The 15642-nt window shown below is 72.3% G+C and carries 9 protein-coding genes; 2 read left to right on the forward strand and 7 right to left on the reverse strand.

Going from position 1 to position 15642, the window contains the following annotated elements:
* Nucleotides 1–8 precede the first annotated feature (8 nt).
* From ABD343_RS03360 to topA, 4 genes are all read right to left on the reverse strand, one after another.
* Nucleotides 9–1688 (reverse strand): alpha/beta hydrolase, encoded by a 1680-nt coding sequence (locus ABD343_RS03360; RefSeq protein ID WP_344523742.1) that lies wholly within the window; start codon nt 1686–1688, stop codon nt 9–11.
* Between the two features lie 163 nt (nt 1689–1851).
* The gene (locus ABD343_RS03365) at nt 1852–3063 is read right to left on the reverse strand and encodes a DNA polymerase III subunit delta' (RefSeq protein ID WP_344523744.1); all 1212 of its coding nucleotides are present in this window, start codon (nt 3061–3063) and stop codon (nt 1852–1854) included.
* Nucleotides 3064–3156: 93 nt separating this feature from the next.
* Complete coding sequence (gene tmk, locus ABD343_RS03370; protein ID WP_344523746.1) at nt 3157–6441, reverse strand: dTMP kinase; 3285 nt, start codon at nt 6439–6441, stop codon at nt 3157–3159.
* Between the two features lie 221 nt (nt 6442–6662).
* Nucleotides 6663–9542, reverse strand: a complete 2880-nt coding sequence (topA, locus tag ABD343_RS03375) for a type I DNA topoisomerase (RefSeq protein ID WP_344523748.1) — start codon at nt 9540–9542, stop codon at nt 6663–6665.
* Between the two features lie 217 nt (nt 9543–9759).
* On the opposite strand from topA, the gene ABD343_RS03380 reads away from it, so the two are divergent.
* Nucleotides 9760–10161, forward strand: coding sequence for a TM2 domain-containing protein (locus ABD343_RS03380; protein WP_344523750.1), 402 nt, complete (start codon nt 9760–9762; stop codon nt 10159–10161).
* 94 nt (nt 10162–10255) lie between these two features.
* Nucleotides 10256–10684, forward strand: a complete 429-nt coding sequence (locus ABD343_RS03385) for a DUF2752 domain-containing protein (RefSeq protein WP_344523752.1) — start codon at nt 10256–10258, stop codon at nt 10682–10684.
* Between the two features lie 28 nt (nt 10685–10712).
* On the opposite strand, the gene ABD343_RS03390 is transcribed toward ABD343_RS03385, so the two are convergent.
* From ABD343_RS03390 to ABD343_RS03400, 3 genes are all read right to left on the reverse strand, one after another.
* Nucleotides 10713–12296, reverse strand: a complete 1584-nt coding sequence (locus ABD343_RS03390) for a DUF7059 domain-containing protein (RefSeq protein WP_344523754.1) — start codon at nt 12294–12296, stop codon at nt 10713–10715.
* Nucleotides 12297–12392: 96 nt separating this feature from the next.
* On the reverse strand, nt 12393–12959 hold the full coding sequence (locus tag ABD343_RS03395; RefSeq protein ID WP_344523756.1) for a small secreted protein: 567 nt from the start codon (nt 12957–12959) through the stop codon (nt 12393–12395).
* A gap of 216 nt (nt 12960–13175) precedes the next feature.
* Nucleotides 13176–15575 carry a sodium-translocating pyrophosphatase gene (locus tag ABD343_RS03400; protein ID WP_344523758.1) on the reverse strand — a complete coding sequence of 800 codons (2400 nt, stop codon included), beginning with the start codon at nt 15573–15575 and terminating at the stop codon, nt 13176–13178.
* Nucleotides 15576–15642 lie beyond the last annotated feature (67 nt).

Consider the following 15642-nt stretch of genomic DNA (forward strand, 5'->3'; position numbering starts at 1 on the left):
GGGAGGGCTTACGAGCAGGTGGTGCCGTCCTTGGGCGGGCGGTTGTCGAGGAGGTAGGCGTCGATCGCCTCGTCGACGCACTTGCTGCCGCGCTGGTACGCGGTGTGGCCGTCGCCCTCGTACGTGAGGAGGCGGGCCGAGTCGAGCTGGCCGGCCAGGCCGCGGGCCCAGCGGTAGGGGGTGGCGGGGTCGCGGGTCGTGCCGACGACCACGATGGGGGCCGCGCCCTTGGCCTCGACGTGGTGCGGGCGCCCGGTGGGCTTCTTCGGCCAGGAGCCGCAGTTGAGCGCAGCCCAGGCGAAGCCCCGGCCGAAGACCGGGGACGCCTTCTCGAAGGAGGCGAGGGACTTCTCGACGTCGGCGGAGGAGGTGAACGCCGGGGGGAGGTCCAGGCAGTTCACGGCCGGGTTCGCGAACATGATGTTGGTGTACTTGCCGTCGGCCCCCCGCTCGAAGTAGTCGTCGGAGAGGGCGAGCAGCGGCGCCCCCTCGCCCTTCTTCGCGGCGGCGAGGGCCTCGCGGAGGGTGGGCCAGGAGCCCTCGTCGTACATCGCGCGGATCACGCCCGTCGTCGCGAGGGACTCCGTGAGCTTCCGGGAGTCGTCGTCCGTACGGACCGGGTCGGCGTCGATCTTCTTGAAGAGGGCGCTCAGCTCGCGCCCGGCCTCCTTCACGCCGCCCGTGCCGAGCGGGCAGTCGTCGCGCTCCGCGCAGTCGCGTGCGAACGCCCGGAACGCGGTGTCGAAGCCCGCCGTCTGCTCCCGGTTGACCCGCAGGGACGAGAGCGTGGGGTCCATCGCGCCGTCCAGCACGAGGCGCCCGGAGCGCTGGGGGAAGAGGCCGGCGTAGTAGGCCCCGAGGTACGTGCCGTACGAGGCGCCGACGTAGTGCAGCTTCTTGTCGCCGAGCGCCGCCCGCAGCACGTCCATGTCGCGCGCCGCCTCGGTCGTCGAGACATGACCGAGCCGCTTGCCCGTACGCCCCTCGCAGCCCTTCGCGAAGCGTTCGTACGCGGACGTCAGGCGGCGGGTCTCCGCGCGGCTGTCGGGTGTCTGGTCGGTGCGCGTGAAGGCGTCCATCTGGCGGTCGCTCAGACACTCGACGGGCTCGCTGCGGGCGACGCCGCGCGGGTCCATGCCGACGATGTCGTACCGCTTGCGCACCTCGGGCGGGTACGCGAGTCCGGCGGCCTGCTCGACGTAGTCGACCGCGGAGCCGCCGGGGCCGCCCGGGTTGACCTGGAGGGAGCCGATGCGGTCCTTCTTGCCGCCCTCGGCCTTCTTACGGGTCACGGCCAGGCGCAGATCGCCGCCGTCCCGGTCCCCGTCCCCGCTCCCGTCCCCGGGGTGCGCGTAGTCCAGCGGGACGCGCAGTTCGGCGCACTGGAAGTCCCCCGAGCCCGCGGCGCCGCACGGGCGCCACTCCAGCTTCTGCGCGTAGTACGGCTTCAGCTCCTTCGGGATCCCGGCGGGGAGGGGCTTGAGCCGGGGCGCGTCGGCGCCCGCGGTGGCGCCGCGCGCCGACGCGTTCGCGCGGGGCTCGGCGGGCGAGCCCTCGTCCGAGCAGCCCGAGAGCGCTGACAGAGCCGACAGCGCCACCACGGCCGTCGCGAGCGCCGCCGTCGCCCTCCCCGCACGGGAGGCCCGGCGCACGCTCCCGGTCGTGCGCCTGGTGTCACTGGGCTGCATGGGCGGATCCCTTCGCTCGCGGCGCGTCCTGGGGAGCGTATCCGGGGGCGTACGGACCATGCGGGGGCGCCCGCCCCTCCTCCTCGGACGAGTGACCGAGGGCCGGGCCGGGCGGGCCGGGCCGGGCCGGGCCGGAGACGGACGCGGAGGCAGAGGCCCGGCGTCAGCCCGCCCGCAGTGCCATCGTCATCGACTCGACCGCCAGCAACGGCGCCACGTTCCGGTCCAGCGCCTGGCGGCACTCCAGCACCGCCTCTATCCGGCGCAGCGTCTGCTCGGGCCCCGAGGTGGACGCCAGACGGCCGATCGTCTCGGCGCTCTCCGTGTGCGCGAGGGCGACGTCGGAGCCCAACTGGCGGGCCAGCACATCCCGGTAGAAGCCCGTGAGGTCGGTGAGCGCGAGGTCGAGCGAGTCCCGCTGCGTACGGGTCGAGCGGCGCTTCTGCTTGTCCTCCAGCTCCTTCATCGCGCCCGCCGTGCCGCGCGGCATCCGCTTGCCCTCGGAGCCGCCCAGGGCCGCGCGCAGCTCCTCGGTCTCCTTGGCGTCCAGTTCCTCGGCGACCTGCTTGGCGTCCTCCGTCGCGGCGTCGATCAGCTCCTGGGCCGCGCGCAGCGCCCCGCCCACGTCGTCCACCCGGCCCGGCAGCTTGAGCACGGCCTCGCGCCGCGCCCGGGCGCGCTCGTCGGTGGCCAGACGGCGGGCGTGGTCGATGTGGCCCTGGGTGGCCCGGGCCGCGTACGCCGCCATCTCCGGCTCGATGCCGTCCCGCCGCATCAGCAGGTCGGCGACGGCGTCCACCGGGGGCGTACGGAGCGCGAGGTGGCGGCAGCGCGAACGGATCGTCGGCAGCACGTCCTCCGTCGACGGCGCGCACAGCAGCCATACGGTGCGGGGAGCGGGCTCCTCGACGGCCTTCAGCAGCACGTTCCCCGCGCCCTCGGTGAGGCGGTCGCCGTCCTCCAGCACGATGACCTGCCAGCGGCCGCCCGCGGGCGACATCTGGGCCCTGCGCACCAGGTCGCGGGTCTCCTTCACGCCGATGGTCAGCAGGTCGGTGCGGACGACCTCGACATCGGCGTGCGTCCCCACCATCGCCGTGTGGCAGCCCTCGCAGAAGCCGCAGCCCGGCGCTCCGCCGAGCGCGCGGTCCGGGCTGACGCACTGGAGCGCGGCGGCGAACGCGCGCGCCGCTGCGGCACGCCCCGCGCCGGGCGGGCCGGTGAACAGCCAGGCGTGGGTCATCGACGAGCCGGACAGCACCGCGCTGCCCCGGCCCGCCGCCTCGGCCGTGACATACGCGTCCGCGTCCCGGGCGGCGGCGCCGAGCTGCGCCGTGGCCCGCTCCTGGCCGACCACGTCGTCCCAGACCGCCATGGGCTCAGCCCTCCCTTCCGCGCCGTGCGTGACGTACGGCTTCCATTCTCACGGACGCCACTGACAACCAGCTCCCACCGGGGCCGTGGGCGATCAGCCGCGCCCGGAGCCCTTGTCCCGGCCCTCGTCCTCGTCCCCGGTCCCGTCCCCGTGCGGCCCGAGCAGCTCGTCCGCGAGCGACGGGACGTCGTCCAGCGGGGTCTCCTCGGCCCACTCGGGGCGCGGCAGCTCGTGGGTACGGTCGCGCTCGCGGCCCTCGTCGTACGCCTCGTCCGGCTCCTGGAAGTGCGGCAGCATCGCCGTCTCCTCGGCATCCGTCGGCTCGTACGGCTGGGGCTCGGCCTGAGGCTCCGGCTGGACCTGGGCCTGCGGGAGGAGGGCCGTCTCCTCGGCGTCCGACGGCATCTGGGCCTGGGGGAGCAGCGCGGTCTCCTCCGCGTCCGGCGTGCCCCCGGGCGCCACCTGGGGGAGCTGTGCCGTGTCCGCCTCGGTCCCGTCGGGGTTCAGCGCGGGGCCGGAGCCGGAGCCGGAGCCGATACCGGAGTCCGGGCCCTGCTCCTTCCGCATCGTGTACGGCGCCGCGGCCTGTGCCTGTGCCTGGGCCTGCCGGGCCCGCTCCTGTTCGGCCTGCTCAGCACGCCGCGCCTCCTCGGCCCGCTCGCGCTCGGCCCGCTCGCGTTCGGCGCGCTCCTGCTCGGCCCTGGCCTGCTCGACCCTGGCCTGCTCGGCGCGTGCCTGCTCCGCGCGGACCAGCGCCTCCTCGGCCTTGCGCTGCTTCTCCAGCCGCCGCTCCTCGGCCTCGGCCCGCAGCCGGGTCTCCTCCTCGTGCTGGCGGCGCAGCCGCTCCTGCTCCTCCTGGCGGACGCGCTCCTCGGCCTCCCGGCGCTGGCGCTCCTCCTCGGCGATCCGCCGGGCCTCCTCGGCCTGCTTGCGGGCCTCTTCCGCGCGCCGGGCCTCCTCGCGCTGGCGCTCCAGCTCGGCCTCGCGCTTCTTGCGCTCCTCCTCCTCGCGGCGGAGCTTCTCCAACTGCTCCTGGCGCTCGCGCTCCAGGCGCTCCTCCTCGGCCTTCCGCGCGGCCTCTTCCTCGGCCTTGCGGCGCGCCTCCTCCTCGGCCCGCTGACGGGCCTCCTCCTGGGCCTTCTTCTCGGCCTCGGACAGGGGCAGCACCTGGTCGAGCCGGTGCCGTACGACCGTGGTGACGGCCTCCGGCTCCTGGCCCGCGTCCACGACGAGGTAGCGCGCGGGGTCGGCGGCGGCGAGCGTCAGGAATCCGGCCCGCACCCGCTGGTGGAACTCGGCGGGCTCCGACTCCAGCCGGTCCGGCGCCTCCGTGAAGCGCTCCCGCGCGGTCTCCGGGGAGACGTCGAGCAGCACCGTCAGATGGGGCACCAGGCCGTCCGTGGCCCAGCGGGAGATACGGGCGATCTCGGTCGGCGACAGGTCGCGCCCCGCGCCCTGGTAGGCGACGGAGGAGTCGATGTAGCGGTCGGAGATGACGACGGCGCCGCGCTCCAGGGCGGGGCGGACGACCGTATCGACGTGCTCGGCGCGGTCTGCCGCGTAGAGCAGTGCCTCCGCGCGGTGCGAGAGTCCGGCGGAGGAGACGTCCAGAAGGATCGAGCGGAGCCGCTTGCCGATCGGCGTCGAGCCGGGCTCCTTGGTGACGACGACCTCGTGGCCCTTGCCCCTGATCCATTCGGCGAGGGTCTCGACCTGGGTGGACTTGCCCGCGCCGTCACCGCCCTCCAGGGCGATGAAGAAGCCCGTGGCGGCCGGTGCCTGGACGGGCTGGCCGCCGCCGAACGCCTCGCGCAGGTCGCGCCGCAGCGACACGCCCTGGCGGTCGTCGGCGCGGCTCAGGAAGAGCGCGGCGACGGGCAGCAGCAGGGCGCCGACGAGCATCAGCGTGAACGACGCGCCCCCGTGGTCGAAGACGAACTCGCCCTGCTCGACCCGGTGCGGCCCGATCAGCGCGGCCAGTACAGGCGCGACGAGCGCGCACACGGCGAGCGCGAGCCGCGCGGCGGCCTGGAGGTGCTCGGTCGTACGGGCGCGCCGGTGGTCCTCGGTCTCCTGGTCGAGCAGCGTGTGCCCGGTGTTGGCGGCGACGCCCGCCGAGACGCCCGCGAGCAGCGCGAGGCCGAGCACGGTCGCCGTGTCGGGCACCAGCCCGGCCGCGAGCAGCGCGACGCCGGTGCAGGACAGGGCGAGGGAGAGCAGCCGGCGCCGGGAGAGCGACGGGAGCGTACGGGGCGCGAGGCGGATCCCCGCGACCGTGCCGCCCGTCAGCAGGACCACGAGCAGGCCGAAGGTGACGGGGCCGCCGCCCAGGTCGGCCGCGTGCAGCGGGGCGAGCGCGACGGCCGAGGCGACGGCCCCGGCGACGGCGGCGCTGGCGAGCACGAGCAGCGGAATGGCGCCCGTACGCCCCTTGTCGGTGCCGCTGCCGGAGGCGGTCCGCGGCCTGCGCAGCCCCTCCAGGGGCGAGCGGGGGCGGGGCGTCGTGGTGTCGGGCAGCTCCAGGAAATAGACGACCGAGGCGGCCGCGGCGAAGAGCCCCGCCGCGACGTACGACGCGAGGGCGGCCTGGTGGGAGCCGAACCAGTCGATCCCGGCGCCCAGCAGGTTGCTCACCAGGGTGACGGCGACCAGTGCCGCCGCCGCGAGCGGGAGCGCCACGAAGCTCGTACGGAGCCAGAGGCGGCGCAGCGCGTCGTGGTGGTCGGGCAGCGGCCGTACGGCCACGCCCTCGGGCGGGGCCGCGGGCAGCAGCGCGGGCGCCGCGCTGTCCCGGGTGACGGTCGAGAGGCGCTCGGCGGCGCCCGTGACGAAGACGGTGACGAGCAGGACCGCGAACGCGCTGCCCGCCGTCCAGTCGATCCACAGGGGCGCGACGATCAGTGCGAGCGCCCGCAGCACATCGGCGCCGAACATGGTCCAGCGGCGGTCGAGGATCTTCTTCTCCCGGCCCGGACCGCCCCGGCCCGGACCGCCCTGGCCCGAACCGTCCCGGTCCGGCCCCCGGTTCACCAGCGCGGAGACCGGGCCCAGCAGGACAGCGCCGAACAGCAGCGTGGACAGCAGCCGCACCCCGAACACCGCGGCGACGACGAAGGCCATGCCGCGGTACCCGCCGCCGAAGAGGGGGTCACCTGCGGCCGACCGTACGGCGGCGGCCTGCATCGTGAGCAACAGCAGCACCAGGAGTGCCAGCATGTCGCCGATGCCGCTCGTGAACTGCGCGCTCCACAACCGTCGCAACGGAGGGAAGCGCAGGAGCGCGCCGACCGCGTTCTCACGGGATTCCGCGGCGAGGGAGTCGTCGGGGGCGTCGTGGGGGGTGTGGTCCGCGCCCGTTGGCTGCTCTGCACCGGTCATTCCGCCAGCGTATAGGGAGTGACCGACAGGTTGCCGCGCCCCCGAACAAGTGCCCGGTTCCCCGGATTCCGCCCCGTGCGAACGGCAACGGGACGGTTGTTCCCCACGTGTCCGTCACGGGTCCTCCGCACCGTCTGCCGACGGTGCGGAGGGAAGTGGGCGCCGTCGGCCGTCGTCACCCGTCCGAAGACGCCGCCGTCACTCGCCGGAAGACGCCGCCGTCACTCGTCCGAAGACGCCTTCTTCGCGGCGGTGGCCTTCTTGGCCGTGGCCGTCTTCTTGGCGGTGGTCTTCTTCGCCGTCGTCTTCTTGGCCGCGGTCTTCTTCGCGGGGGCCTTCTTGGCCGCCGTCTTCTTCGCGGCCGTCTTCTTGGCCGGAGCCTTCTTCGCCGCCTTCTTGGCGGGGCCCTTGGCCCGCTTCTCGGCGAGCAGCTCGAAACCGCGCTCCGGCGTGATGGTCTCGACGTCGTCGTCCCGGCGCAGGGTCGCGTTCGTCTCGCCGTCCGTCACGTACGGACCGAACCGGCCGTCCTTGACGACCACCGGCTTCTCGGTCTGCGGGTCGGTGCCCAGCTCCTTGAGCGGCGGCTTGGCCGCGGCACGGCCGCGCTGCTTGGGCTTGGAGTAGATCTCCAGGGCCTGTTCCAGCGTGATCGTGAAGATCTGCTCCTCGCTCTCCAGGGAGCGCGAGTCGGTGCCCTTCTTCATGTACGGCCCGTAGCGGCCGTTCTGCGCGGTGATCTCCTGGCCCGACTCGGGGTCGGTCCCGACGACGCGGGGCAGCGCGAGGATCCTGAGCGCCTGCTCAAGAGTGATCGTGTCCAGCGACATCGAACGGAACAGGGAGGCCGTCCGCGGCTTGACCGCGTTCTTGCCCGTCTTGGGCGTGCCCTCGGGCAGCACCTCCGTGACGTACGGCCCGTACCGCCCGTCGCGCGCGACGATCGGCCGGCCGCTCTCCGGGTCGGTGCCCAGCTCGAAGTCGCCGGTGGGCTTGGCCAGCAGCTCCTTCGCGTACTCGACGGTCAGCTCGTCCGGCGGCAGGTCGTCCGGGACGTCGGCGCGCTGTCCGGGCTCGCCCTCCGTCTCGCTGGGGCCCTCGACGTACGGCCCGTACCGGCCGACGCGGAGCGTGATGCCCTCGCCCACGGGGAACGAGGAGACGCCGCGGGCGTCGATCGCGCCGAGGTCGGACACCAGTTCCTTCAGACCGCCGAGATGGTCGCCGTCCCCGTTGCCGGAGTCGGCCGCCGTCCCGTTGACCGTGCCCTCGCTCTCCTCGCCGAAGTAGAAGCGGCGCAGCCACGGGATCGCCTCCGCGTTCCCGGCGGCGATGCGGTCGAGGTCGTCCTCCATCTTGGCCGTGAAGTCGTAGTCGACCAGGCGGCCGAAGTGCTTCTCCAGCAGCCCGACCACGGCGAAGCTCAGGAAGGACGGCACCAGGGCCGTGCCCTTCTTGAAGACGTACCGCCGGTCGAGGATGGTGCTGATGATCGACGCGTACGTCGACGGGCGGCCGATCTCGCGCTCTTCCAGCTCCTTGACCAGCGTGGCCTCGGTGTAGCGGGCCGGAGGCTTGGTCGCGTGGCCGTCGACCGACATCTCGGTCGCGGACAGCGGGTCGCCCTCGGCGACCTGCGGGAGGCGCCGCTCGCGGTCGTCCAGCTCGGCGTTCGGGTCGTCGGCGCCCTCGACGTAGGCCTTGAGGAAGCCGTGGAAGGTGATGATCTTGCCGGTCGCGCTGAACTCGGCGTCCCGCCCGTCGGCGGAGCGTCCGCCGACCTTGACGGTGACCGACTGGCCGACGGCGTCCTTCATCTGGGAGGCGACGGTCCGCTTCCAGATCAGCTCGTAGAGCTTGAACTGGTCGCCCGTCAGGCCCGTCTCGGCCGGGGTGCGGAAACGGTCCCCCGAGGGGCGGATCGCCTCGTGCGCCTCCTGCGCGTTCTTGACCTTGCCCGCGTACGTCCGCGGCCTGTCCGGGAGGTACTCGCTGCCGTAGAGCTGCGTGACCTGCGCCCGGGCGGCCTGCACGGCGGTGTCGGAGAGCGTCGTGGAGTCCGTACGCATGTACGTGATGAAGCCGTTCTCGTACAGCTTCTGGGCGACCTGCATCGTGGACTTCGCGCCGAAGCCCAGCTTGCGGCTGGCCTCCTGCTGGAGCGTGGTCGTCCGGAACGGCGCGTACGGCGAGCGGCGGTACGGCTTGGACTCGACGGAGCGGACCGCGAAGGCCGTGTCCTCCAGCGCGGCGGCCAGCGCACGCGCGTTCGCCTCGTCCAGGTGCAGCACCGACCCGTCATCCCGTCCGGGGGCCTTGAGCTGCCCGTCGGCACCGAAGTCGCGGCCCTGCGCCACGCGGCGCCCGTCGACGGTCGTGAGCCTGGCGCCGAAGGTCCCCGGGTCGCCCGCGGCGGCCGAGGCATCCCCCGCCTGCCCCGTCGCGAACGTGCCGGTCAGGTCCCAGTACTCGGCGGAGCGGAACGCCATCCGCTCGCGCTCCCGCTCGACCACGAGCCGGGTCGCCACGGACTGCACGCGGCCCGCCGACAGCCGCGGCATGACCTTCTTCCACAGGACCGGCGAGACCTCGTAACCGTACAGACGGTCGAGGATGCGGCGGGTCTCCTGCGCGTCGACCAGGCGCTGGTTCAGGTCGCGGGGATTGCGGACCGCGGTCTGGATCGCGTCCTTGGTGATCTCGTGGAAGACCATCCGCTTGACCGGGACCTTGGGCTTGAGGACCTCGCGCAGATGCCAGGCGATGGCCTCGCCCTCGCGGTCCTCATCGGTGGCGAGGAAGAGCTCGTCGGACTCGGCCAGAAGCTGCTTCAGCTTCTTGACCTGATCCTTCTTGTCGCTGTTCACGACATACAGCGGTTCGAAGTCGTGATCCACATTTACGCCGAGGCGCGCCCACGACTCGCCCTTGTATTTCGCGGGGACCTCCGCCGCACCGTTCGGAAGGTCGCGGATGTGCCCGACGCTGGCCTCGACCACGTAGCCAGGGCCGAGATAGCCCTTGATCGTCTTAGCCTTGGCAGGGGACTCGACGATCACGAGTCGGCGCCCACCGTTTGCGGTCTCGTGGGTCGGGGACAACTTCGCTCTTCTCTCGGTCGGCTGTGGTTACTGCGGTCCGGTATCGGTTCTGCATCAGTGTCGCTGCGGAGTGTGACGGTACCTCCCGCCCCCATGTCAAACGGGAAAAGTCCGCAACGCCACTCGAACGGTAACCCGACAACCAGCCATCCTGCCGCCCGGTGACTCTGGCAACATGTCTCGGGCTTTCAGGTACCGCTCGACCTCGGAGGACCAGGTGTCCAATCCCAACCAGCCCGGTTACGGCTACCCGCAGGACCCGGGACAGAACCCCTACGCCCAGCAGCCCGGCGCCGCCCCTGGCCAGCCCGCTTACGGCTACCCCCAGCAGGGCATGGGCGCCCAGATGGGCGCGCCCGCCGGCTACGACCCGAACGCCCCGTACGGCTACGACGCCTACGGCCGCCCGCTCTCGAACAAGTCGAAGATCGTCGCCGGAGTGCTGCAGCTCTTCGTCGGCGGCCTCGGCATAGGCCGGTTCTACACCGGCCACGTCGGCATGGGCATCGCCCAGCTCTTCACCTGCGGTGGAATGGGCATCTGGTCCCTGGTCGACGGAATCATCTTCCTCACCAGCGACAGCCGCACGGACAAGGACGGCCGCGTTCTGCGTGGCTGACATGCGCCCGGAGAAAACGGTGGCGCGGCATCACGGGGGTCAAAGCGGGGGTAAAAATCACGGGGGGATTCACGGGGGAAACAATGACCCCGCGGTGAAGAAGCCAGTCCCCAGCCCCTTCATCGCCCGCGTCCGCGCCGCCGTACGGCATCCGGCCGCACCGCCGCTCGCCGCCGCCACGGTGGCGGCGGGCGGTGCCGTGTATCTGTTCGGCACCAATCCGCACGAGGGCGGCCACTGGCTGCCCCGCTGCCCCTTCAACTGGGCCACCGGACTGCTCTGCCCCGCCTGCGGCGGTACGCGCATGGCGTACGACCTGATGCACGGCGACTTCTCCGCCGCGCTGCACGACAACGCGGCCCTGCTCCTCCTCGGCCTGCCCGCCGCCGCGTACTTCTCGGGGCGCTGGCTCTACGAGGGGCTGCGCGGCCGCCGCTACAGCCCGGACCTGGGCCGGCGCGGCACGCTGGCGCTGCTCACGGCCGCGGTGGCGTGGGCGGTGGCCCGGAACCTCTCGGGCTGAGCTGCGGGCCCCGAGCCCCGCCCGCCCGCTAGCTCCGCGGCACGTCGACGGGGGTGAGGAAGCCCTGTTCGACCAGGAGCCGGATCGAGGCGGGCGTACGGGCGCGCAGTTCCGTCACGTCCTCGCCGAGAAGCTGTCCGATGGCGTCCAGAATCCGCCCCGCGCTGAGCGAGCCGTCGCTCACGCCCGCGAAGCCGGCGCCCACCGTGTCCACGGTCGTCGCGCGCCGCATGCCCCGGTTCTGGCGCAGCACCACATATTCCGGATCCTCCGCGCCGGGCAGCCCGATCTGCTCCTGCACGACCTCGTCCGCGAGGGCGTAGTGGTGGTCGAGCAGCTCGGCGTCGTCGGTCCTGCGCAGGAAGTCCTGGCGTTCGAAGTGGGCGCGGATCACCTCGCCGAGCGGCTGTTCGACCGGGTGCGTCCACTCCTCCGCGATCACTGACGGACGTTCCGCTTCCGTACGGCGCAGGGTGATCCAGCCGAAGCCGACGGCCTTGGTGCCGCGCGCCGCGAACTCGTCGAGCCAGGCGTCGTACCGCTCGGCGTAGGTGGCCTGGGGGTACCTCCCGGACGAAGTCTGGGGGACAGCGCGGTGGTCGCCCGCGTCCCGCAGCCACAGCTCCGCGTACTGCGTGACGTCCTGCACCTCGCGCTGCACGATCCACGCGTCGCAGCCGGACGGCACCCAGGCCGAGACCCGGTCGCGCCAGTCCTCGTCCTCCCGGTGCTCCCAGTTGGCGAGCACCTGGCAGTAGCCGCCCTGCGTCAGGCGCCCGACGGACTCGCGGACGAGCGTGCGGCACAGATCGTCCCCGCTCATGCCCCCGTCCCGGTACGTCAGACGGGCTCCGGGAGAGATCACGAAGGGCGGGTTGGAGACGATCAGGTCGTACGGCTCCTCGTCGGCGACGGGCGCGAAGAGGGCGCCCTCGCGCAGCTCGGCCGCCGGGGCGCCGGAGAGCGCGAGCGTGAGGCGCGTGAAGTCCAGCGCGCGCGGGTTGAGGTCCGTGGCCGTGACGTGGGTGGCGAAACGTGACGCGTGCAGCGCCTGGACCCCGGACCCGGTCCCGAGGTCGAGCGCCCGTCCGACGGGCCTGCGGACCATGATCCCGGCCAGCGTCGTCGAGGCGCCGCCGACGCCGAGCACGACGTCCTCGCGCCGCTCCGCACTGCCACTCGCGCCCCCGACGGCGCAGCCGAGGTCCGAGACGATCCACCAGTCCTCGCCCTCGGGCCCGCTGTACGGCCGTACATCCACGGTCGCGCACAGCTCGCCCTGGTTCTCCCCCGCGCCGCCCACACGGCCCGCACGGCCCGCCGTGCGCTCCAGCCAGCCGTCCGCGAGCGCCTCCTCGGCGGGCAGCACGGCGGCGACGCTCACGTACGGGGCGGGCTGCTGGAGGAGGAAGAGGCGTACGAGCGTCTCCAGGGGCCCGTCGCCGCGGGTGGCGCGCAGCGCGGGCACGGTCTCTCCGCGCGCGAGCGCCGCGTACGCGGGCGCGCCGAGCAGCTCCAGCAACCCGTCCGCGGTGAACCGCGCGGCGCTCAGGGCCTCGCGCAGCCGCCGTACGTTCTCGTCCTGGACCACGGGAAGGGCGTTGTCGATCACGGGCTCATTCTCCCCGACGCCGGCCCGCCCTTCTCCCGTCGCCACGGCGAGGGCGGGCTCACGGCGAGGGCGGGCTCACGGGGCGCGGGGCGGAGATCAGTCCGCCGCGGGCCCCGAGGGCGCCCCCGTCGGCTTCTTGCAGCCTTCCTGGTTCGTCATCGACTTGCCCAGGTCGCCCTTGCCGAGCTTGTCGAAGGCCTTGGCGCCGCCCTTGCCCAGCTCGCCGAGCTTGGTGGCGATCTCCTCCAGGCCCTTGTCGAAGCCCTTGTCGGGGTTGAGCTTGTCCGCCTTCTTCTTCAGGTCGGCGTAGCCCTTGGAGAGGCTGTCCAGCTCGGCGACGACGTCCTTCTGGGTCTTCTCGCCGCCGTCGACGGGCGGAGCGCCCGCCTCCTTGAACGACGCGGCCAGCGAGCCGTACGCGTCGGAGACCTTCTGGAAGGCGGCCGCGTCGGCCTTCTTGACCTCCTCGGGGGAGTTCTGCCCCCGGTTCACCTTGGCGAGCGAGGCGTTCGCCTCCTGGATCTTCTTGACCTGGGTCTGCATGTCGTCGCAGACCTTCTTGGCCCAGTCATCCGTCTTCTTGCCGCTGTCGTCGCTGCAACCCGTCAGCGCGAGTACGAGTGCCGCACAGCCGGACAGTGCAGCCGCAAGCTTCTTGTTCACCGGATCGGTCCCTTCCATGGCTGTTCGGCCCGGAACATACACGCCGGAGAGGGGCTCACGACGAGTCGAGTGAATCTTCCATCCGGGATTACAGCCATTTGCACCAAACGCACAGGCGGCACACCGTCCGATCACACGAAAGGCGGACGAGGCGCCAACGCGCCCCGCCCGCCTCTCAGTTGTCGCAGCTCGCGCCGCGTGTCCGCCGAACGGCGGCTAGGAGGCCGCCACCGGGTCGGAGGACTTGGCGATCCTTTCGCTGTTGTCTTCCTCACCCACCGCGATGCCGCGGCGCTTCGAGACGTAGACCGCGGCGATGATCACCACGACGGAGACCACCGCCACAGCGGCCCGGAGGCCGACGCTCTTGTCCTCGCCGTAGCTGAACTTCACGACGGCGGGGGCGATGAGGAGCGCGACGAGGTTCATGACCTTCAGCAGCGGGTTGATCGCCGGGCCGGCCGTGTCCTTGAAGGGGTCACCGACCGTGTCGCCGATCACCGTCGCGGCGTGGGCCTCGCTGCCCTTGCCGCCGTGGTGACCGTCCTCGACGAGCTTCTTGGCGTTGTCCCAGGCACCGCCCGAGTTGGCCAGGAAGACCGCCATCAGCGTGCCCGTGCCGATCGCGCCCGCGAGGAACGCGGCGAGCGCGCCCACGCCGAAGGTGAACCCGACGAGGATCGGCGCCATCACCGCCAGCAGACCCGGGGTCGTCAGCTCGCGCAGCGCGTCCCTGGTGCAGATGTCGACGACGCGGCCGTACTCGGGCTTCTCGGTGTAGTCCATGATCCCGGGCTTCTCCCGGAACTGCCGCCGCACCTCGTAGACCACCGCGCCCGCCGAGCGGGAGACCGCGTTGATCGCCAGCCCCGAGAAGAGGAAGACGACCGCGGCCCCGAACATCAGCCCGACCAGCGTGCTGGGCTGCGCGATGTCCACCAGTTCCAGCATCTTGCCCGCGTGCTGATCCGCCTCGGCGAGAGCCTTGGCCAGCTCCGTACGGTACGAGCCGAAGAGCGCGGCGGCGGCGAGCACGGCCGTGGCGATGGCGATGCCCTTGGTGATCGCCTTGGTGGTGTTGCCGACCGCGTCCAGGTCGGTGAGGACCTGCGCGCCCGCGCCCTCGACGTCCCCGGACATCTCGGCGATGCCCTGCGCGTTGTCGGCGACGGGCCCGAAGGTGTCCATCGCGACGATGACGCCGACGGTCGTGAGCAGGCCGGTACCCGCGAGCGCGACCGCGAACAGCGCGAGCATCACGGTGCCGCCGCCGAGCAGGAACGCGCCGTAGACGCTCAGGCCGATCAACAGCGCGGTGTAGACGGCGGATTCGAGACCGAGCGAGATCCCGGACAGGACGACGGTGGCCGGGCCGGTCAGCGAGGTCTTGCCGACGTCGCGCACGGGCTTGCGCGTGGTCTCCGTGAAGTAGCCGGTGAGCTGCTGGATCACGGCGGCCAGCACGATGCCGATCGCGACGGCGACGACGGCCAGCACGCGGGGGTCCCCGTCGTGCCCGAGGATCTCCTTCGCGTCGCTGCCGGAGACGCCCTTCAAGTCGGCGTAGCTGGACGGCAGATACGCGAACGCCGCCACCGCCACGAGCACCAGCGAGATGCCCGCCGAGATGAAGAAACCCCGGTTGATCGCGGTCATGCCGCTGCGGTCGGAGCGCCGCGGCGCGACGACGAACACGCCGATCATCGCGGTGAGCACGCCGATGGCCGGAACGAGCAGCGGGAACGCCAGCCCCTCGTTGCCGAACACTGCGGTGCCGAGGATCAGCGCGGCGACGAGCGTGACCGCGTACGACTCGAAGAGGTCGGCCGCCATCCCGGCGCAGTCGCCGACGTTGTCGCCGACGTTGTCCGCGATCGTGGCCGCGTTGCGCGGGTCGTCCTCGGGAATGCCCTGCTCGACCTTGCCGACGAGGTCGGCGCCGACGTCCGCGGCCTTGGTGAAGATGCCGCCGCCGACACGCATGAACATCGCGATCAGCGCGGCACCGAGCCCGAAGCCCTCCAGGACCTTGGGCGCGTCCGCGGCGTAGACGAGCACGACGCAGGCCGCACCGAGAAGTCCGAGGCCGACGGTGAACATGCCGACGACGCCGCCCGTACGGAAAGCGATCTTCATCGCCTTGTGCGAAACGGTCGTGAGGTCCGCCGCGGGCTCGCCTTCGCCCGGAGTCGCCTCACGCGCCGCAGCCGCCACTCGTACATTGCTGCGCACCGCGAGCCACATGCCGATATAGCCGGTGGCGGCGGAGAACGCCGCACCGACCAGGAAGAACAACGAACGGCCGATCCGCTGTTTCATATCGTCCGCGGGCAGCAGCATGAGCAGGAAGAACACCACGACGGCGAATACGCCGAGGGTGCGCAACTGCCGTGCCAGGTAGGCATTCGCGCCTTCCTGGACCGCCGATGCGATCTTCTTCATGCTGTCCGTGCCCTCGCCGGCGGCGAGCACTTGTCGTACCAGCACCAGCGCGACGCCGAGGGCTGCCAGGGCGACAACCGCGATCACGATCACGAGACCACGGTTGCCGCTCGTCAGCTCGGCGGCGTCGGCCAGATGCTGGGAGTTCTGAAGTGGGCTGAGATGCCCCGCCATTCGTCCTCCTTGACGTTTGGCACATGGGCGCGCGCAAGCACGCTCAGGCGCGTCCTGCTGCAAAGAT

It is taken from the genome of Streptomyces albiaxialis, from assembly GCF_039530985.1.
In the GTDB taxonomy this organism is placed as follows: domain Bacteria; phylum Actinomycetota; class Actinomycetes; order Streptomycetales; family Streptomycetaceae; genus Streptomyces; species Streptomyces albiaxialis.